The sequence below is a fragment of the Bacillus sp. FSL L8-0199 genome, from assembly GCF_038005705.1.
Taxonomy (GTDB): Bacteria; Bacillota; Bacilli; order Bacillales; family Bacillaceae_G; genus Bacillus_A; species Bacillus_A cereus.
The window spans coordinates 550,024-576,369 of the sequence record NZ_JBBOTS010000001.1; the positions used below are offsets into that span (position 1 = coordinate 550,024).

The window sequence follows — 26,346 nt, forward strand, 5'->3', positions numbered from 1 at the left end:
AGAACAGTTAGGTGGAATAAATGTTTAAAGAACCTTATATTGCGATGATAAAGGATTGGAAAGGATACAAAGCATACAAAAAATTGCCGAAAACAGTTTTTCTTATGACTGGTTCAATGCTGGAATTACCAGAGCGTGTATATGAATTGCAGAAACATGGACATGATGTATTTCTTCATTGTGATTTTATACAAGGCTTAAATACGAATACAGAGGAAGCGCTTTTGTATATTCAAGATGTTATCGGGGCACAAGGTATTATTTCAACAAAGGGTTCAACAATTCGAAATGCTAATAAAATTGGATTGAAAACAATTCAACGTATTTTTATTGTAGATACTTTATCTCTTACTAAATCAATTGAAAATTGTAAAACGACTAAACCAAATGCAGTAGAGATTATGCCGGGGATTATGCCTTCTATTATTAAACAGCTAGTAGAGGAAATAGAGTTTCCTATTATTGCAGGAGGGTTGATTCAAACGCGAGAAGATGCGGAAATTGCAATTCGTGCAGGAGCAAGTGCGATTTCAACAAGTCATTATGAAGTATGGATACAAGAAGAAAAAAGGAGTGCAACCTTGTGATTGAATTGAAAAATGTTTCAAAGGTATATAAAAATGCAGAAGAGACAGCGGTTAAAGGCGTATCGGTTCATATTAAGAAGGGTGAATTTTTTGTTTTAGTTGGACCTTCGGGATGCGGGAAAAGCACATTATTACGAATGATCGCTGGCTTAGAAGAGATTTCTTCAGGAGATTTAATTATTAATGAACGTGTTGCAAATGATCTAGAGCCGAAAGACCGTAATCTATCAATGGTATTTCAAAATTATGCATTATATCCACACTTATCTGTAGAAGAAAATATTTTATTTGGACTTAAGGTAAGAAAAGTACAAAAAGAAGAGCGACAAAAGCGATTAATGGAAGCTATTGAAATGGTAGGACTGAAAGAGTATGTGAAAATGAAACCAGGCCAATTATCAGGCGGACAAAGACAGCGTGTTGCACTTGCCAGGGCAATTGTGAGTCAAGCACCAATCTGTTTAATGGATGAACCACTTTCGAATTTGGATGCGAAATTACGTGCGCAAATGAGAATTGAAATTAGAGAAATTCAGCAGCGATTAGGAATTACGATGATTTACGTTACCCACGATCAAATAGAAGCGATGACTATGGGAGATCGTATCATGGTTTTAAATAAAGGAAGTATACAGCAAGTTGGAACACCACTTGACATATATAACGAACCTGCAAACGAATTTGTTGCAAGCTTTATAGGTTCTCCTTCTATGAATATAAATGATGGGGAAGTAAATAAAGAAAAAGGTGTATTACATATAGGGCAATTGCAAATTCCATTATCTATTAGACAGTTAAAGCAATTACCAGAAGGAACAATTCGCATAGGCATGCGCCCTGAGCATATTGCACTGTCTGAGGAGGGACAAGAAGTGACGTTGCAATCTGTAGAAGTATTAGGGAATGAATCTATATTGAACTTTGCGGTAAATGGAACAACTTGGAGTGCGAAAGTCATCGGACAGTTACTCTTGAACAAAGGTGACAAAGTAAAATTATTATTCTCGCAAGAAAAGTTATGCTTCTTTAATGAAAACACGAATGAACGCTTAAAAGTGGTAGCTGAAGAAGAGTTGAAAGTGGTGGCGAAATAATGATCGGAGTAAGTAAGTTACCAGTTCAAACAAAGGTGTCAAAAAAGAAAAAATTATGGGGGAGAACGAAAGATTTAAGAATAGGATTATTGTTTTTGGCGCCATCTATTTTGTTATTTTCGATTTTTTTGTTCTATCCATTGTTTAGGACGATTTACTATAGCTTTTATTTAACCGATATACATGGGGAAGCTAATCTTTTCGTTGGCTTAGAAAATTATCAATACTTATTCTCTGATCCAGCCTTTTACAAAAGTATAAAATCAACTTTATTATTTGTTTTATATACAGTGCCTACGAGTATTATATTTGCTTTGTTTCTTGCATTGATTGCAAATGGAAAAGTAAGAGGTATTGGGTTATTCCGAGTTCTGTTTTCTTCGACGATGGGAATATCAGTAGCCGCTAGTGCAGTGATTTGGCTATTTTTATTTCATCCAAGTGTAGGATTATTTAATAATATATTAGCCTCTATGAACCTTCCTGCAATCGCATGGTTAACGAGTCCGGACTGGGCACTATTCTCTGTATCAGTTACAACAGTTTGGGTGAATACAGGTTTTGCATTTTTAGTTATATTAGGTGGTTTACAAAATATCGATACGTCGTTATATGAGAGTGCATCTATAGATGGTGCTAGTTATTTATATAAACTTCGCCGTGTTACATTACCGATGCTATCACCAACTTTATTCTTTATTGTAACAGTAACATTAATTAGTGCGTTCCAAAGCTTTGGGCAAATTGATATTTTAACGCACGGTGGACCAAATGATGCAACGAATTTGATTGTGTACTCGATTTACAAAGAGGCGTTTGTGAATCATCAATTTGGAACAGCAAGTGCACAAGCAATGGTATTATTTGTTTTCATTTTCATTGCTACATTACTTCAATTTAAGTTTGCTGAGAGAAAGGTGCATTATAAATGATTGTTAAACAGTGGAAACAAAATTTCCTATTATACATGCTGCTCATTATTAGTGCAGTAATGGTATTTTTTCCTGTACTGTATGCATTTTTAATAAGCTTTATGACACCAGACGATATTCAAATGAGAAGGTTATTTCCGACTCAATTTACTTTTGATAATTTTATTAATATTTTTCAAAAGGTACCGCTTTTTACATACTTATATAACAGTTTAATTGTATCGACAGTCGTTATGATTGGACAACTTATCGTATCAAGTTTAGCAGCTTATGCTTTTGTTTTTCTTCAGTTTAAAGGGAGAAACTTAATTTTCTTCCTGTTTATTTCAACGATGCTGATTCCGTGGGAAGCAACGATGGTGCCTAACTTTTTAACGATTCAAAACTTTGGTTGGATCAATAGTTTCGCCGGGATGACAGTGCCGTTTTTTGCAACAGCTTTCGGTATTTTCTTGTTACGTCAACATTTTATGACACTTCCGAATGAACTGAAAGAAGCTGCGTTTATTGAAGGGATTGGAAATATAAGATTTTTATTCAGCGTTGTAATTCCGTATTGTAAAACGAGTTTTATTACGCTTGGAGTATATAGCTTTTTAACAACATGGAATATGTATTTATGGCCACTTTTAGTGACCACTGATGAAAAAGTAAGAACAGTGCAAATCGGTGTGAAGCAGCTTCAGTCTCAAGAAGTTGCAACTGATTGGGGAAGCGTAATGGCCGGTGTTACGGTTATCGTTATTCCAACATTGATTTTACTATTTTTAGGGCAAAAGCAATTACAACAAGGATTAACAAAAGGTGCAATTAAATAACTAAGAGAAGGTGAGATTTAAATGAGTCTAGTTAAAAAAGGTGCTGCTCTATTAATGGTAGCAACAATGGCATTATCTAGTGCCGCTTGTTCAAATAGTAAAACAGAAGGAAAACCTGAAGCACAGGCAAAAGTAGCACCAGTTGAAAAAAATGGTGATAAAACTGTAATTCGCTTCTGGCATGCGATGGGTGGAAAAACACAAGGAGTACTAGATGGTCTTGTTGCAGACTATAATAAGTCGCAAAATAAATATGAGATAAAGGCAGAGTTCCAAGGAACATATGAAGAGTCTTTAACGAAATTTAGAACGATGTCTGCAACGAAAGAAGCGCCAGCTCTTGTTCAATCAAGTGAAATTACAACGAAATATATGATTGATAGTAAAAAAATCACACCAATTGATAGCTGGATAAAAAAAGATAAGTACGATACGTCAAAATTAGAAAAAGCAATTACAAATTATTATTCAGTTGATGGAAAAATGTATTCTATGCCATTTAATTCATCTACACCAGTATTAATTTATAATAAAGATGCTTTCGCAAAGGCGGGCTTAGATCCAGAGAAAGCTCCGAAAACATATGCGGAATTACAAGAAGCAGCGAAAAAGTTAACCATTAAAGAAGGCGGAAATGTAAAACAATATGGATTCTCCATGCTTAACTATGGTTGGTTCTTTGAAGAATTGTTAGCGACACAAGGTGCTTTATATGTAGATAACGAAAACGGCCGTAAGGATGCTGCAAAGAAGGCGGTATTTAACGGTAAAGAAGGACAGAAAGTATTTGGAATGTTAGATGATTTAAATAAAGCTGGCGCACTTGGAAAGTATGGAGCAAGTTGGGATGATATTCGTGCCGCGTTCCAGTCTGGACAAGTTGCTATGTATTTAGATTCTTCAGCAGGTGTTCGTGATTTAATTGATGCATCTAAGTTTAATGTAGGTGTTTCATATATTCCGTATCCAGAGGATTCGAAACAAAATGGTGTTGTTATTGGTGGAGCATCGTTATGGATGACGAATATGGTTTCAGAAGAAACGCAACAAGGTGCTTGGGACTTTATGAAATATTTAACGAAGCCAGACGTACAAGCAAAATGGCATACTGCAACAGGCTATTTCTCAATTAATCCAGATGCATATAATGAGCCATTAGTAAAAGAGCAATATGAAAAATACCCACAGTTGAAAGTAACAGTAGATCAACTGCAAGCAACGAAGCAATCTCCAGCAACACAAGGTGCTTTAATTAGTGTATTTCCAGAATCAAGAGATGCAGTTGTAAAAGCATTAGAAGCGATGTATGACGGGAAGAATAGTAAAGAAGCGTTAGATGAAGCTGCCAAAGCAACAGATAGAGCAATTAGCATTTCAGCTCGTACGAGTCAAAAATAAGAGAAAGCCGTATCCTTAAAAGGGATACGGCTTTCTTTATAGGGAGATAAGGGATCAAAGAAATGATGAAGTCTTATCTCTTTTATATGAGTAAAGGGTCTAGAGTGAATGTTGTCCTTTTCATTATTTATTTAACTCCATTGCCACTTGTTTACCATTTACGAAAACCTCTACTACCGCTACTACAACTTCCATTACTTTTTTCATCGCTCATCTCTCCTTATTTTTTGTTTCATTTCTTACTCTCAGTATAAGGAAATACAGTAATTACAACTATCGAATTGGATGACAAGAGACTTACATTGTTGTAAGGATAATAGTTTAGTTTGTAATAAAGTGAAACTGTAATCAGTGGGGGGCTTACTGCCCGTTAATGCGGGATAAATTTGATTTAAGATTAAGATTCGGAAGTTTCTGTTGTTTTGAACTATAATTAGAAAGAGGGGGGGGATAATATGAAAAGAATTCTTGTTATTAGTGATATTCATGGAGAGATAGAAAAGTTCGAACAGTTATTGGAAGAAGCACAATATGATGCGAAACAGGATCAATTAATCTTACTGGGAGATTATGTAGATCGTGGTCCAAATGCGCGTGCTGTAATTGAAAAGGTAAGAGAATTGAAAGAAGAGGGAGCACTCATTTTAAAGGGAAATCATGAAGATATGATGATTAAGGCGTTAACGACAAATGAGGAACGTTCATGGAACCATTGGGTAAAAAGAAATGGTGGAGATAAGACATTATATAGCTATGGATTTGTAGAAGAGGATATTGCGGTTAATGACAAAGACTTCCAAAAACCGATTTTACACTCTCGTGTATTAGAGGAACATATAAAGTTTATTCAAGAATTAGATCATTACATTGAAACAGAAGAGTATATATTTGTACATGCTGGGGTTGAACCGATGAAACGAGTTTCTGAATCTGAACCATATACGTTAATGTGGATCCGTAATGAATTTCATAATGGATATAGCGGTGAAAAGGTTGTTGTATTTGGGCATACGGAAACAAAAACGCTTCATGGTAGTGAGGATTGCGGAGTGTATTTTGGTAGTAATCGTATTATTGGAATTGATGGCGGGGCTGTGTACGGTGGTCAGCTAAATTGTTTGGAATTGCCGAGTAAAAAGGTATATGTAATAAAAAATTGAAAGAGATAAGAGGAATCTTATTTCTTTCAATTTTTTATTAAGCTAAATTTAAGACAAAGTTTTTATAATAAAACTTCAAAATTTTAGAAGGAAATAGTTAAAAATGAAACGTAATGTAACTACATTCTTTTGTTATGAAGAGAAGAAATGTAATAATAAATAGAATTGAACTATTTGATGGAAGGTGAGAGCATGCGCTTACTTGTAGTAGAAGATAATGCCTCGTTATTAGAGTCTATCGTACAAATTTTGCGTGATGAATTTGAAGTAGATACGGCAATAAATGGAGAAGATGGATTGTTTTTAGCTCTTCAAAATATATATGATGCAATTTTACTGGATGTGATGATGCCAGGGATGGACGGATTTGAAGTAATTCAAAAAATACGTGATGAAAAGATTGAAACACCAGTCCTGTTTTTGACAGCGAGAGATTCTTTAGAAGATCGGGTGAAGGGATTGGATTTTGGTGGAGATGACTATATCGTTAAGCCATTCCAGGCCCCTGAATTAAAAGCGAGAATTCGCGCTTTACTACGCAGAAGTGGTAGTTTAACAACGCAGCAAACGATTCGTTATAAAGGGATTGAATTGTTCGGAAAAGATAAAGACGTTCAAGTAGATGGACAAAGTATTAAGTTGACATTGAAACAATATGAGCTGCTAGAGTATCTCATTCAAAATAGCGGGAAGATTTTAATGCGTGAACAAATTTTTGATCGTGTTTGGGGATTTGATTCAGATACGACAGTAGCCATTGTGGAAGTGTATGTGCATCATTTGCGTAAAAAATTAGAACCATTCGGTTATCAGAAAGATATTCAAACCGTTCGAGGTATTGGATATATATTAAAAGAACAATGAAAAAGGGAAGTATGTTTCAGAAGACACGCATTCGTTTGACTATAGTGAATTCATTAGTATTTATCCTATTAATAGGTATATTAGGTAGTATTATTTATTCATACACATATAAGCGTATTTATAATGAAGTGGATCAATCTATAAAAATGATGGCTCAGTATAGAGAAAAATTAGATGTTAAAATACCACCAAGAAAACGTATGGAGAATATCCAAATTGGAGATCCGCGAGTAACTAGAATAACTTGGAATGGGAAAATAGTGAAAATAGAGGGCGATAACCGTAAATTCCGTTCTATTTTTGAAGAGAATTTGGAAAAGTTTTCTCCGGAAAAAATAGGGGAGTTACAAGATATCAAAGTACAAGGACGATATTTTAGAGCATTTTCGCTTCAAAAAGATGGAGAAATAGTTCAAATCGTGCGAGATATAACAGCGGAAGAAGGAATGTTAAATACTTTATTTTTAATTCTTATTATAGGTTGTAGCATAGGAAGCCTCTGTGCGATAGGTATCGGCTTTTTCTTAGCTGGCAGGGCACTCGTACCTATTCAAAATTCATGGGAGAAACAGCAGCAATTCGTTTCTGATGCATCACATGAACTAAGGACACCACTTGCAGTTATTCAATCAAAAACGGATGTGTTATTTCAGTCACCATCCGCTACGATAGAAGAAAAAGCGATGGATATTTCTACAATTTCAAAAGAATGTAGGCGTTTATCAAAACTAGTTAGTAATTTATTATTGCTAGCCCGTTCTGATTCTAATCAAATTGAGATGGATAAGAAAATATTTGAACTCGATAAATTGTTAGAAGAAATAGTAGCTCCATATAAGGAGATTGCTTCTTATCAAGAAAAAGAAATGATACTAAAAGTAGAACGTGACGTATCTTTTATGGGGGATAGAGAGCGGATTCATCAAATGATGGTCATACTGTTAGATAATGCGATGAAGTATACAAATGAAGGTGGGCATATTCAAATTGATTGCACGCAAACGAGTAGTTCAATTCGTATACAGGTGAAAGATGACGGGATAGGAGTGAAAGAAGAAGATATTCCAAAATTATTTGATCGTTTTTATCAAGGGGATAAAGCAAGAAGTACGTCAGAAGGAGCTGGATTAGGTCTTTCAATCGCAAATTGGATTGTAGAAAAGCATTACGGAAAAATATCAGTAGAGAGCAAATGGGGAGATGGCACTTGTTTTGAAGTGATTTTCCCTAAAAACCAAAAAATATAAGTAAAAAGACGACCTTGTTTTTACACAAGGTCGTCTTTTTTTAAGGTAAAGTTAAGAAACTATTTATATTATGTATGGCATAAAGAAAGTTCGTTACATGAAGAAGAGACTAGGTGTATGTGAGTGGGGTTTATCAATCATAATGTTATCTCAAGCAGCGATGAGATGTATGTATAGTATTAAAAAAACTAGGGGAATGATGGGAAAGAAAGTATAAGAGGGAGGAATTAATTTTGAAAAAGAAAATGATGACGGTATTCACTATTGGAGTAATGAGCTTAAGTATATTAGGGGGTGCCTCTCCTTCTGAAACACAAAAAGGAAAGACTGATTACACGCAGCGCAGTAAAGAACAATTAAATAATGGTAAGATACATGCAGTGCATACAGAAGAAAAAGCAGAGAAACTAGGTATTGAAACGGAAGGAAAAGAACAAATTACACTAGAAAAAGAAATTCATGAAACAGAAGTAGGAAGGGAAGCAGAGCAGTTAGGCATATCGATTGAAGGAAAAGATGTTGGGGCGTTGTCAGAAGAAATCTATGAAACAAAAGTGAAGCAAGAAGCGTTAAAACTAGGCATATCTATAGAAAATACATCAATTGTAAATTTAATTAATCAAATTAATATGATTAAAATTAATGATGAAGCAGATAAATTAGGTATTTCGACAAATGGAAAAGAAATAGAGGACATTGCAGAAGAAATCTATGGAAAGAAAGTAAGAGAAGAAGCAGGGAAGTTAGACATTTCTCAAAAGGGAAAAGAAATTGAAGAATTAGCACAAGAGGTGTACGAACAAAAAGTGCAGGAAGAAGCAAAAAAATATCATATTGATTTGTATGGGAAAGATATATATCAAGTATTAAGAGAAATTAATGAACAAAAGGTGCTACAATTGGCAGATGAGCTTAATATGGACAAAGCGAACATGAATATTCAAGAGCTAACAGAAAAAATAAAAAAAGATCAACCTGAGAGAGAAAAAGAACTAAATTTTGTACCAGTGATTCGAACGGATGCTGACGCATTTTATTCTTATTTAACGAACTAAAAAGGGCGTGAGAGTGATACGGAGGTTTAAGTGGTATATATGTATAGCATTACTAGCTATAGCGGTATGGAGTGTATATACAAATGGAGTTACAAAGTATGTGGAGAAGTTGACATTCTTCAATATACAAAACGGAAAAGAACCGGAATTTAGTAATAATGATGAAAAGGTCATTTTATCAAGTGTACCATTAATTCAGCAACTACCAGAGCTAGATCGAGGCTGTGAAGTGACAAGCTTAGCGATGATGTTACAATACGCTGGTGTTTCAGTGGATAAGATGACATTAGCAAATGAAATAAAAAAAGTTGATTTTATAGATGATGGTGTGCGCGGGAATCCAAATGAAGGATTTGTAGGTAATATTTATACATTTTCTGAATCAGGATACGGTGTATATCATGGGCCACTTTTTCAGTTAGCGGAAAAATATTTACCTAATAAAGCTGTAGACTTAACAGGGAAGAATATAGAAGAAATTTATAAGAGTGTAAAAGCAGGACAACCGGTAGTCATGATCACAAATGCAACATTTGCACCATTAGATGCAGATGAATTTACTACATGGGAAACAAATAGTGGAGATGTTTCAATTACGTATAATGAACATTGTGTAGTGCTTATTGGATATGATAAGGAATTTGTATATATTCGAGATCCTCTTAATGAAAGTTTAGATGTAAAAATACCGAGAGAAAGTTTTGAAAAGGCATGGATGCAAATGGGGAGTCAGGCGATTAGTTATGTGAAAAGCTCTAAATGAATGAGTAAGGAAAGAGATGTAAGGAATTGTAAGAGGAGTTTTTGTGGGGGTTTTTTGTTACGAAATAAGAGAACTTGAACTTATTATATAAGCTGAAGTTCTCTTATTTTTTTATGATTACATCTTTAGAAGGAGTGAATATGTAAAAATGCATAATTGACGAAAAATTTACATGTTATCATTATATATTGTTTTATACATGTTAATTGTATAAAATGACACAAGTATCCACATTACATAAAGGAGGCTTATTATGCAAAAAATATTTAACTGGGTTAAATGTATGAGTATCAATAAAAAATTAATCATTTCATTTTTTATTATTTTAACTATACCAGGAATTATTATCGGTGGTGTTTCATATCAAACTGCCAAAACAAATTTTGAACATCAAATGACAGCTAAAGCAAAGGAGAATATTTCGATTTTAAATACTGTTATTTCTCAAAATATAGAAGAGAAATTTGTTGATGCGACGTACTTTGCAGACATCTTAACAGAGGATACCTATCCAAATGGACAGGAAGAAATAGTAAGAACGAAGCTAGCGCAATATATAAAACTTCATCCAGAAGTAGAAGGTATTTATATTGGAACAGAGACAGGAAAGTTTATAAGAGAACCATTTATCCAAATGGATGGTGGGTATAATCCAACAGATAGATCTTGGTATAAAGAAGCACATGAAAATAAAGGGAAAGTAATTGTTACTGCACCATATCAATCAGCATCTACAAAAAATATGGTAGTGACAATTGCAAAAGAAGTAAAAGATGGTAAAGGTGTTATAGGAATTAACTTAAATCTAGATAACATCTTGAAAATTTCCAAAATGATTAACATTGGTGAAAAAGGTTATGCAGTTATTTTAGATCAAAATAAGCAAATTGTTAGTCATCCATCTAGAAAACCAGGTGCAAAAGTTACTGATCCTTGGATTAAACCAATTTATGAAGAAAAACAAGGAAATGTCTCTTATACAGAACAAGATGATAAAAAGAATTTAATCTTTGCAACAAATGAGAAAACAGGTTGGAAAGTAGTTGGTGTTATGTTCGATGAAGAAATTAACCAAGCTGCCAGTCCAGTGTTTTATAAGACTTTGATTGTCATTGCTATTGCTATTGCATTTGGTAGTATATTAATTTATTTCATTACAAAGTCTATTACAGGGCCATTACGAAAAATAGCTGAATCGGCATATAAAATTAGTAAGGGAGATTTAACAGAGAAAATTACAATCCATTCCAAGGATGACATAGGGAAATTAGGGAATTCATTTAATGAAATGTCTACGTCTTTACAAGATGTTATTACCCAAATTAGCTTTTCAGCAGAACATGTTGCAGCATCGGCTGAAGAGTTAACAGCGAGCGTACAGCAAGCAAATGATGCGACAGATCAAATTACAATTGCGATGGAACAAGTATCAGGTGGGGCTGAGTCACAAAGTCAAGGTGTTGAAGAAGGTGCTGCTACATTACAACAAGTAAATACAGCAATTCAAGATGTAACTGGAAGCGCAGAGTCAATTTCTATTTCCTCATTACATGCCCGTGAAAGAGCTGAAGAGGGAGAAGATTTAGTTGAACAAACCGCAAAACAAATGCAGTCTATTTCTAGGTCGGTATCCGAGTCAGATGCTATTATTAAACTTCTTGATGAGAAATCAAAGCAAGTAGGAGCTATTTCTGAAGCAATTCAAAACATTGCAACTCAAACAAACTTATTAGCTTTAAATGCGGCTATTGAAGCAGCAAGAGCAGGTGAACAGGGACGAGGATTTGCTATTGTAGCAGATGAGGTTAGAAAATTAGCAGAGCAATCAGGAGAGTCATCTGGAGAGATTGCAAATTTAATTGCAGAAATTAAGGCGGATATTGAACATACTGTTAAGGCGATGGATAATGTGAATGGAGAAGTTCAACAAGGCCTTGATGTTGTAACAAAAACGAAAGTAAGTTTTACGGAAATTTTAAGTTCTACTACACATATTGTTTCTCAAGTTAATCAAATGGTAGAAACAACGAAGAGAATTGCTGGAGATGCAAATGAAGTGACAAATGCTATTGATGAAATTGCAGCTGCTGCAGAAGAAAATACAGCTAGTATGCAAAGTGTTGCAGCTTCAACAGAAGAACAGGTTAATTCCATGGAGGAAATTAGTTCAGCTTCGCAAAACTTAGCTGAGATGGCAGAAGAACTACAAGCGATGACTAGTAAATTTAAAGTATAATAACAGCAGATAAGTAAGGTGAAAATAATATCACCTTACTTATTTTTCTATTCAGCAATTAGGGGAGTCATTAACAGGATGAAAAAAAGAAAAAGACTATGGAATTTATGGAAAACGATTACATTGTTAGTTTGTACAGTTGTAATTTTTTCTTTACTTGTGACAGATATATTAATTAGTCATAATGTAGAACGGACGACGGAGGATAGCCAAGCAGAGAAAGCAAAAACAATTGCACACATTGTGGCGAATGATTCGATTGTAATCGATGGTTTGGTTGGGAAAGCAGATACCTCTGCAATCCAAACGTATACAAATAGAATATTACAAAACACAGGTGTTCAATTTATTGTAGTTATGGACATGAATGGAATAAGAAAGTCACATCCAAATCCTCAAAAAATAGGGCATCATTTTATTGGGGGAGATGAAGGGCCTGCATTGAAAGGAAAAGAACATGTATCGTTAGCAGAAGGAACTTTAGGTATTTCCATGCGAGTGTTTGTACCAATATTTTCTGAAACAGGTGAACAACTTGGAGCAGTGGCTGTTGGTATTTCAGCAGATAATGTAAAAGAGAGAGTTAAGGAAAGTAGACATATCATTTATATTGGTGTCGGAGTGGGTGTATTAGTCGGAATTATAGGAGCAATATTGCTAGCTAGACATATAAAGAAAAGTTTATTCGGTCTTGAGCCGCACAGGATAGCAAAAATTCTTGAAGAAAGAAATACGATGCTACAATCTGTAAAGGAAGGTATTATTGCTGTAGATAAAGAGGCTAGAGTAACGTTAATTAATAATGAAGCGAAACGTCTATTTAAAAAAAGCGGACTTGAAGAAGATTTTATCGGTAAAGATGTTGAGTTGTATATGCCAAATTCACGTATAAAAGAAGTATTGCAAACGGGAGAAGTACAATTAAACGAAGAACAAAATATTTATGGAATTACGATTGTGACGAATCGAGTTCCTTTATATGTAAAAGGAGAAATAGTTGGTGCAATTGCAACATTTCGTGATAAAACAGAGATTAGAAAACTAGCAGAGGAACTAACTGGTATTAGACTATATGCAGAAGCATTACGGGCACAATCTCATGAGTTTATGAATAAGATGCATGTCGTATTAGGGCTTACACATATGAAACAGTATGAAGAATTACAGAAGTATATAAGCGGCATGGTATCAGAGCATCAATATGAAATTGGTGGAGTTATGAAAAGAATAAAAAGTCCAGTATTTGCTGGTTTTTTACTAGGTAAGCTCAGCTATGCTAGAGAGAAAAATATAAAATTAATCATAAGTGAAGACTCTTACATGCCGGAAATAGATGATGAAAGTATTACTCATGAACTTATTACGATTGTCGGAAATTTAATTGATAATGCATTAGAGGCAGTTACGAATTGTGAAAAGAAGCAAGTTGAAGTTGAGATACAACATGGGGATATACTAACTATTACAGTGCAAGATACGGGAAAAGGTATACAAGAAAAAGAAATAGAGGAATTATTTACGAAAGGTTATTCCACAAAGGGAGATAACCGCGGTTATGGTTTGTATCTTGTAAAAGAAAGTATACAGCGAATAAATGGGGAAATTCATATGCATTCATTAGTAGGAAAGGGAACAACGATAACGATTGAAATACCTAAAGGTAGGGATGAGAGGCAAATATGATTAAAGTTTTAATTGTAGAAGATGACCCGATGGTAGCAATGTTAAATACGCATTATTTAGAGCAAGTAGGAGGATTTGAACTTGTTCAAGCAGTTAACTCAGTAAAGTCAGCGATAGAAATATTAGAGAAATTACGAGTAGATTTAGTATTACTTGATATTTTTATGCCTGAAGAGACTGGGTTTGAGCTTTTAATGTATATCCGGAACCAAGAAAAAGAAAGCGATATTATAATGATTTCAGCTGTACATGATATGGGAAGTATTAAAAAAGCATTACAATATGGAGTTGTAGATTATTTAATTAAACCATTCACATTTGAACGATTTAAAGAGGCATTAACTATATATCGAGAAAAACTTACTTTCATGAAAGAACAACAAAAAATTAGTCAATCGGAATTAGATTCGTTAATTTTACAAAAAGAAAAAAGGGAGCCTACTGTCACGAAAGAGCTTCCGAAAGGGTTAACGAAGCAAACGTTGCAATTAATTTGGCAGAAAATCGAGTCTCTGAATGGAAGAGTATTTACAACAGATGAAATGGCACAATTAGTTGGAATTTCAAGAGTTTCTATTCGAAAATATGTAATGTTTCTGACTGACATTGGGGTGTTAGAAAACGAAATGATGTACCAACATGTGGGAAGACCTGTAAGTAAATTAAGATGTGTTGATCAAAAGAAAATAGAGTTTTACGTATAAGCGACTTAATATAAGTCGCTTATACTTTTTTTAATTACAAAATCAATTACAAAACTTACAAAAACTATTTTTACTATTGAAAGCGTTTTAATATTGTTATTAAGAAAACGAGGGGGTGCCATATGGGAATTCAAAAGAATGTGGAAGCGGTATCATTTTCTGAAGGAAATGAAGTACAAAGAGAATCTTTCGCTTCTAAAATTATGAATGTAAAAATCGGTGTTATACCTTTACCGTTATATGTAGTATTGGCTGCTATTATTTATGGGGCATCTGTATATAATAAATTGCCAGCAGATATGATTGGTGGATTTGCAGTTATTATGATCATGGGGATTTTCTTAGGCGATATTGGGATGAGAATTCCAATTTTAAAAAATATCGGCGGTCCAGCAATACTTTCGTTATTTATTCCATCATTACTTGTATTTTTTAACTGGATGAATCCAGCTTCAATGGAAGCTGCGACAATGTTAATGAAAAAATCGAATTTTTTATATTTATATATTTCTTGTTTAGTAGTCGGAAGTATTTTAGGAATGAACCGTAAAGTGTTAGTACAAGGTTTCGTTCGCATGTTTATTCCTTTAGTAGTAGGGACGTTAGCTTCTGTAGCAGTAGGATTATTGGTCGGTTCATTATTTGGATTTGAAATGAAGCAGACATTCTTCTTTATCATCGTACCAATTGTGAGTGGTGGTATCGGGGAAGGGATTTTACCATTGTCGCTAGCTTATAGTGATATTTTAAATGAATCATCAGCAACGTTTGTATCACAGCTTATTCCAGCAGCTATTATTGGAAATATGTTCGCAATTGTAAGTGCAGGGTATATGAAGCGTTTAGGTGAGAAGAAACCGGAGCTTAGTGGTAACGGTGTATTAGTGAAAACAGACAATCAAGCAGAATTATTAAAAGAACAAAATACAGAGAAGCCAATTGACTTCTCATTAATGGGAGCAGGTTTATTAATTGCGTGTACGTTCTTCATCTTCGGAGGATTTGCTTCTAAGTTCATCGGTATTCCTGGGGCAATCATTATGATTTTCTCAGCAGCGCTTGTGAAATACTTTAAATTAATGCCAGCAAAAATGGAGCAAGGAGCATTCCATTTATATAAATTTATTTCGAAGAATTTAACTTGGCCTTTAATGGTTGGATTAGGATTGCTATATATTCCGTTAAAAGACGTAGCAGCAGTTCTTTCAGTAGGATATGTGGTTGTGTGCGCATCGGTTGTTCTTACAATGGTAGCATCAGGTTTTCTTGTAGGGAAAGTGATGAAGATGTATCCAGTTGAATCGGCGATTGTAACTGGATGTCATAGCGGTTTAGGTGGAACTGGAGATGTTGCTATTTTATCGGCTTCAAATCGTATGGAATTAATGCCGTTCGCGCAAATTTCGACTCGTTTAGGCGGGGCAGCAATGGTTGTAACGGCGACAATATTATTAAAGATGTTTTCATGATCAAACAAGCTAGCTATATTCATATAGCTAGCTTGTCAAATTAAGGGGAGATTATAAGTATGTTAGCAAATCAAATTAATGAAAGATCATTGTTATTGCATAAAGAATTAGTAGGGAAAATTGAAATTACAAGTAAAGTTGAGGTAAATTCAGCGGATGATTTAAGCCTGACGTATACACCAGGTGTAGCGGAGTCTTGTAAGGCAATTGCAGCAGATGAAGAAACGGTGTATGACTATACAGCACGTGGCAATATGGTGGCAGTTGTTTCAGATGGAACAGCAGTACTCGGCTTAGGAAACATTGGACCGAAAGCGGCTATGCCTGTTATGGAAGGAAAAAGTATTTTGTTTAAGAAGTTTGCGAATGTAGATGCTTTCCCATTATGTTTAGGCACAACGGATGTAGATGAAATCGTTACCCTTGTAAAAAATTTAGAGCCTACATTTGCAGGGATTAATTTAGAAGATATTGCAGCACCGCGTTGTTTTGAAATTGAAAAACGATTAAAAGAAGAAACGAATATTCCTGTATTCCATGATGATCAACATGGAACAGCTATTGTCGTTTTAGCAGCTGTTATTAATGCATTAAAAGTTGTTAGCAAACAAATGGATAATGTGAAAATTGTTATTAACGGTGCGGGTTCGGCAGGAATTGCAATTGGAAAATTATTATTAAAGGCTGGTGCAAAGCACATTACGCTAGTTAGCCTAGAAGGTATTGTTTGTGAAGGTGAAACATGGATGAACGAAGCACAAATTGAAGTTTCAAAAAAGACAAATCGTGAACATGTGCGTGGAACGTTAAAAGAAGCGATTAACCAAGCTGATATTTTTATTGGCGTATCTGCTCCTAACGTATTAACGAAAGAACTTGTACAGACGATGAATGAGAAAGCAATTGTGTTTGCAATGGCGAATCCAATTCCAGAAATCTTCCCTGAGGATGCATTAGAGGCTGGGGCAGCCGTAGTAGGAACTGGGCGCTCGGATTATGCGAATCAAGTAAATAATGTATTGGCGTTTCCCGGAATATTCCGCGGTGCGTTAGATGTGCGCGCAACTGATATTACAGAAGAGATGAAATTAGCGGCAGCATATGGGATCGCTAACATCATTACTGATGAAGAACGTAATGCGAATTATGTAATCCCGAATCCATTAGATAAAAGAGTTGTTCCAAGTGTTGCGGAAGCAGTAGCGAAAGCAGCTATTGATTCAGGCGTGGCACAAATTACGAAAATACCACGTTATTAATAGCTAAAAGCAGTGCCTAAAAGGCACTGCTTTTTTGAGATAAGAAATCAAAATAATGAAGAAGTGTAGAATTATTTATGTTTCTTCACTATTTATTTAATTCCATTGCAACTTGTTTACCATTCACTAAAACCTCAGTTACTGCTACGATTACTTCTATCATTTTTTTCATCTCTCATCTCTCCTCGTTTATTTCTTACTTTAAGTATAAGAGAAGAGAGATAATTCAACTATCGAAGTACATGACGTAGAAATTACATTGTTGTAAGAAAGTTGTTTATTTTTGTCACTTTACTCAGCGGTGATTACAAACTGATCATAATATTTTTCATTCACATATATATTTAATAACCATAATCCAGATGAAGGTAGTGACATAGCGAGAGGGAGTTCGCTTGTAGTAGAATTGATTGTATTTGAAGTAGTCCAAGTTTGTTTGGAAATTTCTTTTTGAAAGAGTACTGGTGTTGGAGTTACAGATCCTTGTTTTAGCGCAATAATAGACAATTTTCCAGTTGGTATTTCAGAATCTAGAAAGTACCACATTATTTCATTTTGTTCATTTGCGATAATAGGACTATCAGCCATTGCGATTTTTCCTTCGATGCCTTTTAAAGGTATTTTTCCGTCTATGAATGAGGGTGCTTCTTCCCAATTTACATCTTTTAAAACACTAAGATGAAAGAAGGAAGGTGCGTTCACTTGATTGGACGTTGCGACAGCTTCAGTTTTAGATGCTTTTGAATCAGGTTGTGCTTGTGTGCATCCAGTGATGAGGAAGGAGAGAAGTAGCATAGTTCCGATTTTTTTCATGGTGCCACACTCCTAGTTTTTATTGTTAGTGTAATTGTATTTGCTAGAAGGCGGGACAATTCCTTTAAAATGTCAAAAGAGGTCGTAAGTTTTGTACGACCTCTTTTGACATTTTGTATCCCGTAAAAGCCCGATTGGTGTAGGTTAATAATCAGTGGGAGATAGCCCCACTAATTAAAGTTTCATTTTATATTTGTTCCGTTGTATAGGTTGGTTCGGTTTCTTTTTGGGGCATCGTCAAAAAAATAACGGATAGAACGATACATATGCCGCCTAATAATTGATATGCTCCAAAAGATTCACTTAGCCAAGTGATTGAAACGATGGCAGCTACAAGGGGTTCAATGCTAGATAAAATGCTTGTTTCTGTTGCTGCTAAATATTTAAGACTACCGATATACAGAAGGAAAGAAAGGGTACCACTAATAATGATAAGAATAAGCATAGAAAAAGTTTTTAGTGTAAAGGTTTGTGAAAATTGATTCCACCCGAATGAATGATTATAAATAAGTAGTGCAATTCCTCCGATTAACATCCCCCAACCAATTACTATAGTTGTTCCGCATGCTTTAATAAGCGAAGCTGGATGAAGGGTATAAAATGCAAATCCAATTGCTGTTAATAGTCCAAAAATAATAGCTTCTTTAGATAAAACAATATTTTCAATTGAGCCATTTGTAATAATAAAGTATGTTCCTATTAGCGCGGCTATAATTGCGAATAGTTGCATGGAAGCAGGGAATTTTCTTTGTTCAAATGCAACATACATGGTAATAAGAACAGGACCTAGAAATTGAAATAGCGTTGCTGTGACCGCGTTACTAATATGAACCGTTTCGATAAAGGCGTATTGCGCACCAAGCATGCCGAGAATAGAGAAAATAATAAGTTGTATAGAATATCTAGGGTGTTTCCAAATTTGAAATATGTTTTGTTTCTTTATAAGTAAGAAAGACAAAATAAATATTCCTGCAAGTAACAATCGAATTGTTAAAAAATCAATTGAGGATACATTAGTATGCTGAAATAGCCACTGAATCATTGGACCAGATAATCCCCATAATGTAGCCCCTGTAATAATCATAATGAGTCCGATACGTCTACCATTGTTCATTATCATGTTTCTCCTCTCCGGTATTTGATTTTTGATGTGTGACATGATAAAAGGAATTATATATAAAATCTGGTACTGTAAAAAGTATCAGATTTTAGTTTTATTAAGGGGTCAGATATTATGTTAGAATTAACGCCTAATTTAAATGTGAATAGTAAAAAGGCATTGTATGTGCAATTGTATGAGTATATAAAAAAAGAGATTAAAGATGGATCGATTGTCCCTTTTACGAAATTACCGGCTAAGCGAAAGTTAGCGATACATTTACAAGTAAGTAAAAATACAGTAGAGGCAGCCTACGAACAATTACTTGCAGAAGGTTATATTGAATCGATATCGAGAAAAGGTTATTTTGTATGCAAGATTGAGCAAATGGTTCATGTAGAGGATAGCGAAGAGAGGATAGAAGAAGTCCCGTTTCAGGAGAAGCGTTATAAATTTGACTTTACACAAACAGGAATTGATGCAAATGCTTTTCCATTTAATATGTATCGGAAAATTGTAAATGAAGTATGGCAACCGCATAATAACGAACTTCTCTTTCTAGGACACCCTCAAGGGGAAGCAAGCTTAAGAGAAGAGATTACAAATTATTTGTATGAATCTAGAGGTGTGCGTTGTTCAGCTAGTCAAATTGTATTAGGAGCGGGAACACAAATATTAGTGAAACTATTGTTTCAATTGTTAAAGGAAAGCAATTATGCAGTTGAAAACCCAGGGTATCATAGGAAGATGGTTGTTTTTGAACAGGGAGAAGCAAGAGTCAAAATGTTATCTTTAGATAGAGATGGAATTTGTATTGCAGATTTAGAAAATAGCAATGCGAATGTTGTATTTGTTACACCTTCCCATCAGTTTCCATCTGGAATGATTATGCCTATTACGAGAAGGATGCAGCTTTTACAATGGGCAAAGAAAGAAGAGAACAGGTATATTATTGAAGATGATTACGATAGTGAATTTCGTTATTCTGGAAAGCCTATACCGGCGCTGCAAGGGTTAGATACAGAGGGGAAAGTTATTTATATGGGGACGCTATCTAAAGCATTATTGCCATCGCTACGGATGAGCTATATGGTGTTGCCGAAGAAATTAATTAAAAAGTATCAACAGCAATATTTATTTTATACACAAAGTGTTTCAAGAATAGATCAAGAAGTGATTAGAAGATTTTTAAATGAAGGATATTGGGAAAAACATATTCATAAAATGCGTGTTGTCTACCGAAAGAAGAGAGATAGACTTGTTTTTGAAATAGAGAAGTATTTCTCTAATCGTGTTGAAGTGATAGGAGAAGATTCCGGATTACACATTTTATTAAAAGTGCATAATGGAATGCGGGAAGAAGAATTAATTCAAGAAGCTGCGAAATATAGTATTAAAATATATCCTGTGTCTACGTACTATAAAGACGGTACGGCGCCTGAGAGTGTAGTTTTACTTGGGTTTGCGATATTATCAGAGGAAGAGATTGCGAAAGCGATTCAATTATTACACACGGCATGGTTTACAAGAAAGTAAAAAACATCCTCCAAACATGAGGATGTTTTTTATTATTTATTTTCATCTAAGAATAAGACCATATGCTCTTCGTCCCAATATTGTCCGTTATATTTTAATGAACGTTCTTGTACACCGAATGTTTTAAAACCTAATGATTCATAAAGTTTTTTCGCTCCATCGTTGCCAACAACAACATCAAGCATAACTTGTTCTACTTCTAAAGATTTAGCAAGCTCAAGACATTCTTTAATAAGTGCTTTTCCTGCTCCAAGTCCGCGTGCTTTTGGAGATACATATACAGAACCGATTTTAGCTTTATGTTCTTGTTTTACATATGGTTTCGTTTCCAGTGTTGCAACCCCGATTAATTTTCCATCTTTAAATGCACCTAGCGTATAGTTTTCATCTTGTGCTAATTTTTGTGCTTTATATTCAATCGCACACTCTTTATTAATAATATCTTCATAAGAAGAGCTGAATGCTTCAGGGTTTTGCTTTAATCCTTCTACGCGAAGTTCTAAGTAAATTTCTGCTTCGTCTTTTGTTAATACATGGATATCCAATTATATCACCCTCCAAATCTTTGCAAATGTACCTTTATTTTATATTGAAATAAGAATAATTTCAAAAGCTTAGCTTATATGAGCTGTTTTTATGAACAAAATAACACCAGTAGTGTTTACTACTACTGGTGTTTTCACACGCATATTATTCAAAAGGTAGCTCGATTATAAAGTTTGTTCCCGCTCCTAATTGGCTTGTTACTAGAATAGAACCGTTATGCAATTCTACAATTTCCTTTGCAACAGCTAGCCCGATGCCTTTTCCGCCTGTAGCTCGTGTTCTAGATTTATCAACACGATAAAAACGGTCAAAAATATGCGGGATATCTTCTTCAGGAATACCTTCACCTTCATCTTGTACACTTATTGTAAAAGAATCTGTTTCCATGAGTACACGTATCGTAATGGATGTGTTTTCTGGCGAATGTTGATAAGCGTTGTGTAATAAATTTAACATAACTTGTTCCATACGTCTTTCGTCTATACAAACTTCTAAATCATCTTTGCAATATACATGAAGTTGCATTTGCTTATTCGTTAATGTTGTTTTTGTTTTTTCAACCATTCGTTCTAAAAATGGCTGAAGAAGCACTTTTTGTTTTTTTATAACAAATTGGTGTTGTTCTAATTGTACAAGCATAAATAAATCTTGGACGAGATCGGTTACACTATCCGTTTCATCCTCAATGATTTGTAAGTATTCTTCTCGCTCCTCTTTTGTTAAAGAGTCTCTCTTTGCTACCTTTGCATAACCTTTCATATAGGTCAATGGAGTTAATAGTTCATGAGCGACACTAGCGAGAAATTCATTGCGCTCTTTTTTCATATACGTAAGTTCACTCGATAAATCTTCAATTGTTTTTGCTAAACTTCCGAGTTCATCATTCCGTTTAATACCTAATTGAATTGGCTTATTTAATTTTGACATTTTTTCTGTCGCTCTCTTCATTTTTACAAGTGGTTCTGTAATAACGCGTGAAAAAACAAAGACAGAAATTGTTGTTAAAATAATTGTTAAAACGCTAATGATAAGAAATTGGTTCATGAGTTTAAGTAACATATTTTCTAGGAAAGATGTTTTTAATAGCATATATAGCTTTCCTTGAAACTTTGTTGTGTTAAGTGGGCTTACTGTTGTGATGAACTTTGATTTTTTCCAGTTCCTTTCAACGACCAATCCGCCGTCTGGGACAGTTTCTGTTTTACAAGTAAGTTGTTTTTGCATATCTTTTGTTACGGGTTCTGAGGTGGAAATAATTTTGCCGTTATGGTCAGTAATAATGATAGCTATATCGGAGTTAGAAATTGATTCCGATTCAACTAAGTGTGCAGCCTCATTCGTAATATCGAATTCAGGATACACAGGGCGTTTAGGACTTTTATTATGTTCAGCGTGTTTCATTTCTTTATAATATTCATCCCGTCTCTCGCGGCTTTTTATTTTTTTACTATAGCGATTACCTTTCTCTAAAAGAGCATCTGTTTCCTCTACAATACGCATTTTTGAAAGGCTTTTATAAAAAGATACGAAAGCAATTGTTTCAATACATAAAGCTAATATTAAAAAGTATGTCCCAATTTTAAGGGAAAGTTTACTCATTTTTTCACCATACCTTATTCATAATAAAGAGTCAGTGGTATACGATTTCCCACTGACCGAAGTAATTATTCACTTTTCCATTTATATCCGACTTTATAGACCGTTTCTAAGTAATCTTCAATTGGAAATCCTTTTTTGCGTAGTTTATCACGGATATTACGAATGTGTGAATCAATTGTTCTATATTCGATATCTGTTTCATAGCCCCAAATTTTTTCGATTAAATCATCTCGGCTATAAGCACGGTTTGTATTTTGCAAAAATAGTCCGAGTAACGAAAATTCGATAGGAGTTAATGAGATTTTTTCATCATAAACTGTGACAGTATGTTTCGTTTTATCCCACTCAATACCATTGAAACTAACAAAGCCATCTTTTTTTGTACGGCGTAATATAGCCTCGATTCGTGCGACTAATACATGCTCATCAAATGGTTTTGTAATATAATCATCTGCGCCCATCGTGAGGCCTTTCACCATATCGTAGTTTTGATTACGAGCTGTTAACATAATGATAGGAACATTGGAAATTTGACGAATTTGATAGCAAGTATCCCATCCATCCATATTTGGCATCATAACATCTAATAAAATAATATCGAATTCTTTTTGTTCGATTAAATTTAGTGCTTCAAGGCCAGAGGTAGCTTTCATGCAAAAATAGCCGCGAGGGCTTAAGAACAGATCTAATAATCGTAACATACGTTCTTCATCGTCTACTAATAAAATTTTTACCATAATCTTGTGCACCCCAAACTGTTCATTCTACTTGTATAGTTTACATGAAAATAATAAAAAACTCTTTTTATGTGATTGAGTGGAAGAGTTATTTTTCGCTCAGAGTAATTGACATAAAAAATGCACTAGTTTTGCACAACTATTTTTTATAATAGAAAACGTAGCGACACAAAATACCCTATGTTGCGACATAACGTCATGTCATTTTATTTATAAAATGACAATTCCATTCTATTGTGTATGTGAGATAGAGAGGGTTTTCGTATTCACCTCGCATCGGATAAGAAAAATTTCCTATCTCACACTTTTTTTTAAAGGAGATCATACACATGAATTCAAAAGAAGAAATTTCAAAAAAAGAAAAGCAAGATCGTAATACGGTTGTCATGTGTGTTGCCGTATCTATGATTATTATTATAAGTTGCGTAAATAAAATTTTGGGGATTTTATAATATAAAAAAGCTGATTGCTTCTTAAGGAGCAATCAGCTTTTTTCATTGTTAGGGGAGTATTCCTATATGATAAACCAAGGTAAAATTGCTAACCCAGAAGTTACAATTGCTGTAGTAAATATTAAAAGCATAGCTCGTTTGTTTTGTTTCATATCACATTCTCCTCTACATATCAAGTACATGCGATCAGCGTGGGATGTAGTTCCCCACTGAGTAAAGTTTCACTTTATATTTTTAGTATAATGAATGGTAAGGATTGGTACGATCGATAAAGGTGACATGAAGATTACATTGTTGTAATGCAAAAAAACATCTTTCTTATTAAGAAAGATGTTTTTGGAAAACTACCCCGCTATTTGTGGGCAGTAACTCCCACCTTAAAATTCAGCGAATGCGAGGGAGTTAGGTGGGCGATAACTGCCCGTAAAAGCCCGATTGGTTCAACTAATACTCAGTAGGGAATGGAAAAAAAACACTGAGTAAAGTTTCACTTTATATTGAAGTATTAATCATTTAAGAACAAAACCATATGTTCCTCGTCCCAATATTGACCATTGTGTTTTAATGAACGCTCTTGTACGCCGTAAGTTTGGAAACCTAATGACTCATATAATTTTTTTGCACCAACGTTACCAACTACAACATCAAGCATGAGTTGTTCTACATGTAATTTATCGGCATTTTCAATAATTGCTTTAATTAGAGCTCGTCCTGCTCCGAGACCACGTGCTTTTGGGGAAACAAAAACGGAGCCAATTTTTGCTTTATGTTCTTGTTTAATAAATGGTTTTGTTTCTAAAGTAGCGATACCAATTAAATCATTATCTTTGAAGACACCTAGAGTATACTTATCCGGATTGCTTAATCGTTTAGCCATAGCAGCCACAGGATTTTCATGTTTAAGAACATCTTCATAAGAAGAGCTAAAAGCTTCCGGATTCTTCGTTAAACCTTCCATACAAACTTTTAAATATATTTCTGCGTCCTCTGTTGTTAATAAGCGAATTTCCATAGTTGTAACCTCCCTGGTGGATTTCAAATAAATCCATTACTTTTATAAGATTGAGTATATGTTTTGTTAGTATTCTCTTTTAATTTGTAAAAGAATGAAAAGATATATGCTACAATGTTTTGTTTTAATTATGTAATGAAATTATATATTAACTTTGTTAACTATTCAAGTGTTTAATATGTTACATTTTTATAACTAAAATAACTCCTCGATTGAGGAGTTATTTTTTAAACATTGGATTGATAGCCATCAATTCGTTTTGGATGTGTGTAAATATTACAAGATTCATTTCTAATAAACCCTACGACTGTAATGCCTAAATCATGGGCAAGTTGCAATGCCAGTTTTGTTGGAGCGGATTTAGATAGAACAATTTCACATCCGATTTTTGAAACTTTGAGTAAAATTTCGGATGAAATACGTCCGCTAAATGCGATGATTTTTCCTTTAATGGATATATCGTTACGCAAACAATGACCATATATTTTATCTAATGCATTATGTCTTCCAATATCCATTCTTGATAGGAGGATATTGTTTCGATCACATAGCGCGGTATTGTGAACACCGCCAGTTTGGCGAAATGTAGTAGAAGATTGTTGCAAGGTATTCATTAAGTGAAAGCATTCTTCAGGAGTAATTTTTACATGTATATCATGTAAGTCTTTTGCTTTTGCTGCGTCGTTTACGAAAATAAAACCTTGTCTACCTTTTCCGCAGCAAGAAGTGATGTATCGTTTATTATATAAAGTTTGATAGAGCGGATTCACTTTTGATGATTTTACATGGACAATTCCGTTATCTTTTTGAACCCATAGTTCTTCAACATCTTTATAGGAAGAAATAATCCCCTCAGAAATTAAAAAACCAATTACCATATCTTCAATATAATTTGGTGTGCATACGACTGTTACATATTCTTCACCATTCAACTTAATAGTAATAGGAGATTCTGTAACAATCTCATCAAGCTGTTTTGAAAATGTACCAGATTGATAGCGTACAATTGTATAAGTCTCTTGCGTAGGCCCCATATTAAATTCCCCTTTTATATGTATTTCTCTCCCACATTTATCATAAAACAATGGAAAAAATAAAAACACCTATTAACAAGAAGATCACAGATTATTTTGGTTATTATTGTATATGTACGATATAATAGAACTGTAGAATAGTGATAATTTCAAGCTTTCGTAGTTATACCTTATAACATCTAGAATCGACTTCATAAGAAAGTATTTGGGTAGAGCGTTTCAAAAATATGTACAGTAATGCGATTTTGA

At 34.3% G+C, this 26,346-nt stretch carries 24 protein-coding genes and 1 pseudogene; 18 read left to right on the forward strand and 7 right to left on the reverse strand.

The window, feature by feature from the left end:
• Positions 1-20: 20 nt before the first annotated feature.
• The 16 genes and pseudogenes from NST86_RS02870 to NST86_RS02940 all read left to right on the forward strand — a co-directional run bounded on the left by NST86_RS02870 (position 21) and on the right by NST86_RS02940 (position 17,269).
• A complete protein-coding gene (locus NST86_RS02870; protein WP_000472003.1) occupies positions 21-587 on the forward strand; it encodes a glycerol-3-phosphate responsive antiterminator in 567 nt (188 codons plus the stop codon).
• The gene (locus NST86_RS02875) at positions 584-1,681 is read left to right on the forward strand and encodes an ABC transporter ATP-binding protein (protein ID WP_000571387.1); all 1,098 of its coding nucleotides are present in this window, start codon (positions 584-586) and stop codon (positions 1,679-1,681) included. The genes NST86_RS02870 and NST86_RS02875 overlap by 4 nt, the downstream gene beginning before the upstream one ends.
• A complete protein-coding gene (locus NST86_RS02880; RefSeq protein WP_000580652.1) occupies positions 1,681-2,613 on the forward strand; it encodes a carbohydrate ABC transporter permease in 933 nt (310 codons plus the stop codon). The genes NST86_RS02875 and NST86_RS02880 overlap by 1 nt, the downstream gene beginning before the upstream one ends.
• Complete coding sequence (locus NST86_RS02885; RefSeq protein ID WP_000635946.1) at positions 2,610-3,431, forward strand: carbohydrate ABC transporter permease; 822 nt, start codon at positions 2,610-2,612, stop codon at positions 3,429-3,431. The genes NST86_RS02880 and NST86_RS02885 overlap by 4 nt, the downstream gene beginning before the upstream one ends.
• 21 nt (positions 3,432-3,452) lie before the next feature.
• Positions 3,453-4,829 (forward strand): ABC transporter substrate-binding protein, encoded by a 1,377-nt coding sequence (locus tag NST86_RS02890; protein ID WP_000060602.1) that lies wholly within the window; start codon positions 3,453-3,455, stop codon positions 4,827-4,829.
• Between the two features lie 455 nt (positions 4,830-5,284).
• Complete coding sequence (locus NST86_RS02895) at positions 5,285-5,989, forward strand: metallophosphoesterase family protein (protein WP_000821967.1); 705 nt, start codon at positions 5,285-5,287, stop codon at positions 5,987-5,989.
• A gap of 192 nt (positions 5,990-6,181) precedes the next feature.
• Positions 6,182-6,853, forward strand: a complete 672-nt coding sequence (locus NST86_RS02900; protein ID WP_001238623.1) for a response regulator transcription factor — start codon at positions 6,182-6,184, stop codon at positions 6,851-6,853.
• Complete coding sequence (locus NST86_RS02905) at positions 6,850-8,100, forward strand: sensor histidine kinase (protein ID WP_082186567.1); 1,251 nt, start codon at positions 6,850-6,852, stop codon at positions 8,098-8,100. The genes NST86_RS02900 and NST86_RS02905 overlap by 4 nt, the downstream gene beginning before the upstream one ends.
• A gap of 233 nt (positions 8,101-8,333) precedes the next feature.
• Positions 8,334-9,155, forward strand: a complete 822-nt coding sequence (locus NST86_RS02910; RefSeq protein WP_000728583.1) for a hypothetical protein — start codon at positions 8,334-8,336, stop codon at positions 9,153-9,155.
• A gap of 13 nt (positions 9,156-9,168) precedes the next feature.
• Positions 9,169-9,918: a C39 family peptidase gene (locus tag NST86_RS02915; protein WP_002004381.1), complete on the forward strand. Its 750-nt coding sequence runs from the start codon at positions 9,169-9,171 to the stop codon at positions 9,916-9,918.
• A gap of 394 nt (positions 9,919-10,312) precedes the next feature.
• A pseudogene (locus tag NST86_RS34785) lies at positions 10,313-11,215 on the forward strand (HAMP domain-containing protein); the annotation flags it as partial.
• A gap of 120 nt (positions 11,216-11,335) precedes the next feature.
• A complete protein-coding gene (locus NST86_RS34790; RefSeq protein WP_432804035.1) occupies positions 11,336-12,154 on the forward strand; it encodes a methyl-accepting chemotaxis protein in 819 nt (272 codons plus the stop codon).
• A 78-nt stretch (positions 12,155-12,232) separates the two neighbouring features.
• Positions 12,233-13,837, forward strand: a complete 1,605-nt coding sequence (locus tag NST86_RS02925; RefSeq protein ID WP_000746420.1) for a sensor histidine kinase — start codon at positions 12,233-12,235, stop codon at positions 13,835-13,837.
• Positions 13,834-14,541 (forward strand): response regulator, encoded by a 708-nt coding sequence (locus NST86_RS02930; RefSeq protein WP_086423300.1) that lies wholly within the window; start codon positions 13,834-13,836, stop codon positions 14,539-14,541. Before NST86_RS02925 ends, NST86_RS02930 begins: the two co-directional genes overlap by 4 nt.
• Positions 14,542-14,663: 122 nt before the next feature.
• Positions 14,664-16,010 (forward strand): 2-hydroxycarboxylate transporter family protein, encoded by a 1,347-nt coding sequence (locus NST86_RS02935; RefSeq protein ID WP_000512725.1) that lies wholly within the window; start codon positions 14,664-14,666, stop codon positions 16,008-16,010.
• A 59-nt stretch (positions 16,011-16,069) separates the two neighbouring features.
• Positions 16,070-17,269 (forward strand): NAD(P)-dependent malic enzyme, encoded by a 1,200-nt coding sequence (locus tag NST86_RS02940; RefSeq protein ID WP_000880782.1) that lies wholly within the window; start codon positions 16,070-16,072, stop codon positions 17,267-17,269.
• A 291-nt stretch (positions 17,270-17,560) separates the two neighbouring features.
• Here the strand turns inward: NST86_RS02940 and NST86_RS02945 are convergent, their stop codons facing one another.
• Both NST86_RS02945 and NST86_RS02950 read right to left on the reverse strand, forming a co-directional pair.
• Positions 17,561-18,082: a DUF4871 domain-containing protein gene (locus NST86_RS02945; protein ID WP_000719682.1), complete on the reverse strand. Its 522-nt coding sequence runs from the start codon at positions 18,080-18,082 to the stop codon at positions 17,561-17,563.
• Between the two features lie 187 nt (positions 18,083-18,269).
• Positions 18,270-19,196, reverse strand: a complete 927-nt coding sequence (locus NST86_RS02950; protein ID WP_001059051.1) for a DMT family transporter — start codon at positions 19,194-19,196, stop codon at positions 18,270-18,272.
• A 120-nt stretch (positions 19,197-19,316) separates the two neighbouring features.
• On the opposite strand from NST86_RS02950, the gene pdxR reads away from it, so the two are divergent.
• On the forward strand, positions 19,317-20,717 hold the full coding sequence (gene pdxR / locus NST86_RS02955) for a MocR-like pyridoxine biosynthesis transcription factor PdxR (protein WP_086423299.1): 1,401 nt from the start codon (positions 19,317-19,319) through the stop codon (positions 20,715-20,717).
• 32 nt (positions 20,718-20,749) lie between these two features.
• On the opposite strand, the gene NST86_RS02960 is transcribed toward pdxR, so the two are convergent.
• From NST86_RS02960 to NST86_RS02970, 3 genes are all read right to left on the reverse strand, one after another.
• Positions 20,750-21,262, reverse strand: coding sequence for a GNAT family N-acetyltransferase (locus NST86_RS02960; protein ID WP_000351212.1), 513 nt, complete (start codon positions 21,260-21,262; stop codon positions 20,750-20,752).
• A gap of 145 nt (positions 21,263-21,407) precedes the next feature.
• Positions 21,408-22,862, reverse strand: coding sequence for a HAMP domain-containing sensor histidine kinase (locus NST86_RS02965; protein WP_000041026.1), 1,455 nt, complete (start codon positions 22,860-22,862; stop codon positions 21,408-21,410).
• Between the two features lie 65 nt (positions 22,863-22,927).
• Complete coding sequence (locus NST86_RS02970) at positions 22,928-23,599, reverse strand: response regulator transcription factor (RefSeq protein WP_000238959.1); 672 nt, start codon at positions 23,597-23,599, stop codon at positions 22,928-22,930.
• Positions 23,600-23,928: 329 nt separating this feature from the next.
• On the opposite strand from NST86_RS02970, the gene NST86_RS02975 reads away from it, so the two are divergent.
• Positions 23,929-24,051, forward strand: coding sequence for a hypothetical protein (locus NST86_RS02975; RefSeq protein WP_001085005.1), 123 nt, complete (start codon positions 23,929-23,931; stop codon positions 24,049-24,051).
• A gap of 505 nt (positions 24,052-24,556) precedes the next feature.
• Here the strand turns inward: NST86_RS02975 and NST86_RS02980 are convergent.
• Both NST86_RS02980 and fdhD read right to left on the reverse strand, forming a co-directional pair.
• Positions 24,557-25,063: a GNAT family N-acetyltransferase gene (locus NST86_RS02980; RefSeq protein WP_000405884.1), complete on the reverse strand. Its 507-nt coding sequence runs from the start codon at positions 25,061-25,063 to the stop codon at positions 24,557-24,559.
• 227 nt (positions 25,064-25,290) lie between these two features.
• Positions 25,291-26,097: a formate dehydrogenase accessory sulfurtransferase FdhD gene (gene fdhD, locus NST86_RS02985; protein WP_000529230.1), complete on the reverse strand. Its 807-nt coding sequence runs from the start codon at positions 26,095-26,097 to the stop codon at positions 25,291-25,293.
• Positions 26,098-26,346 lie beyond the last annotated feature (249 nt).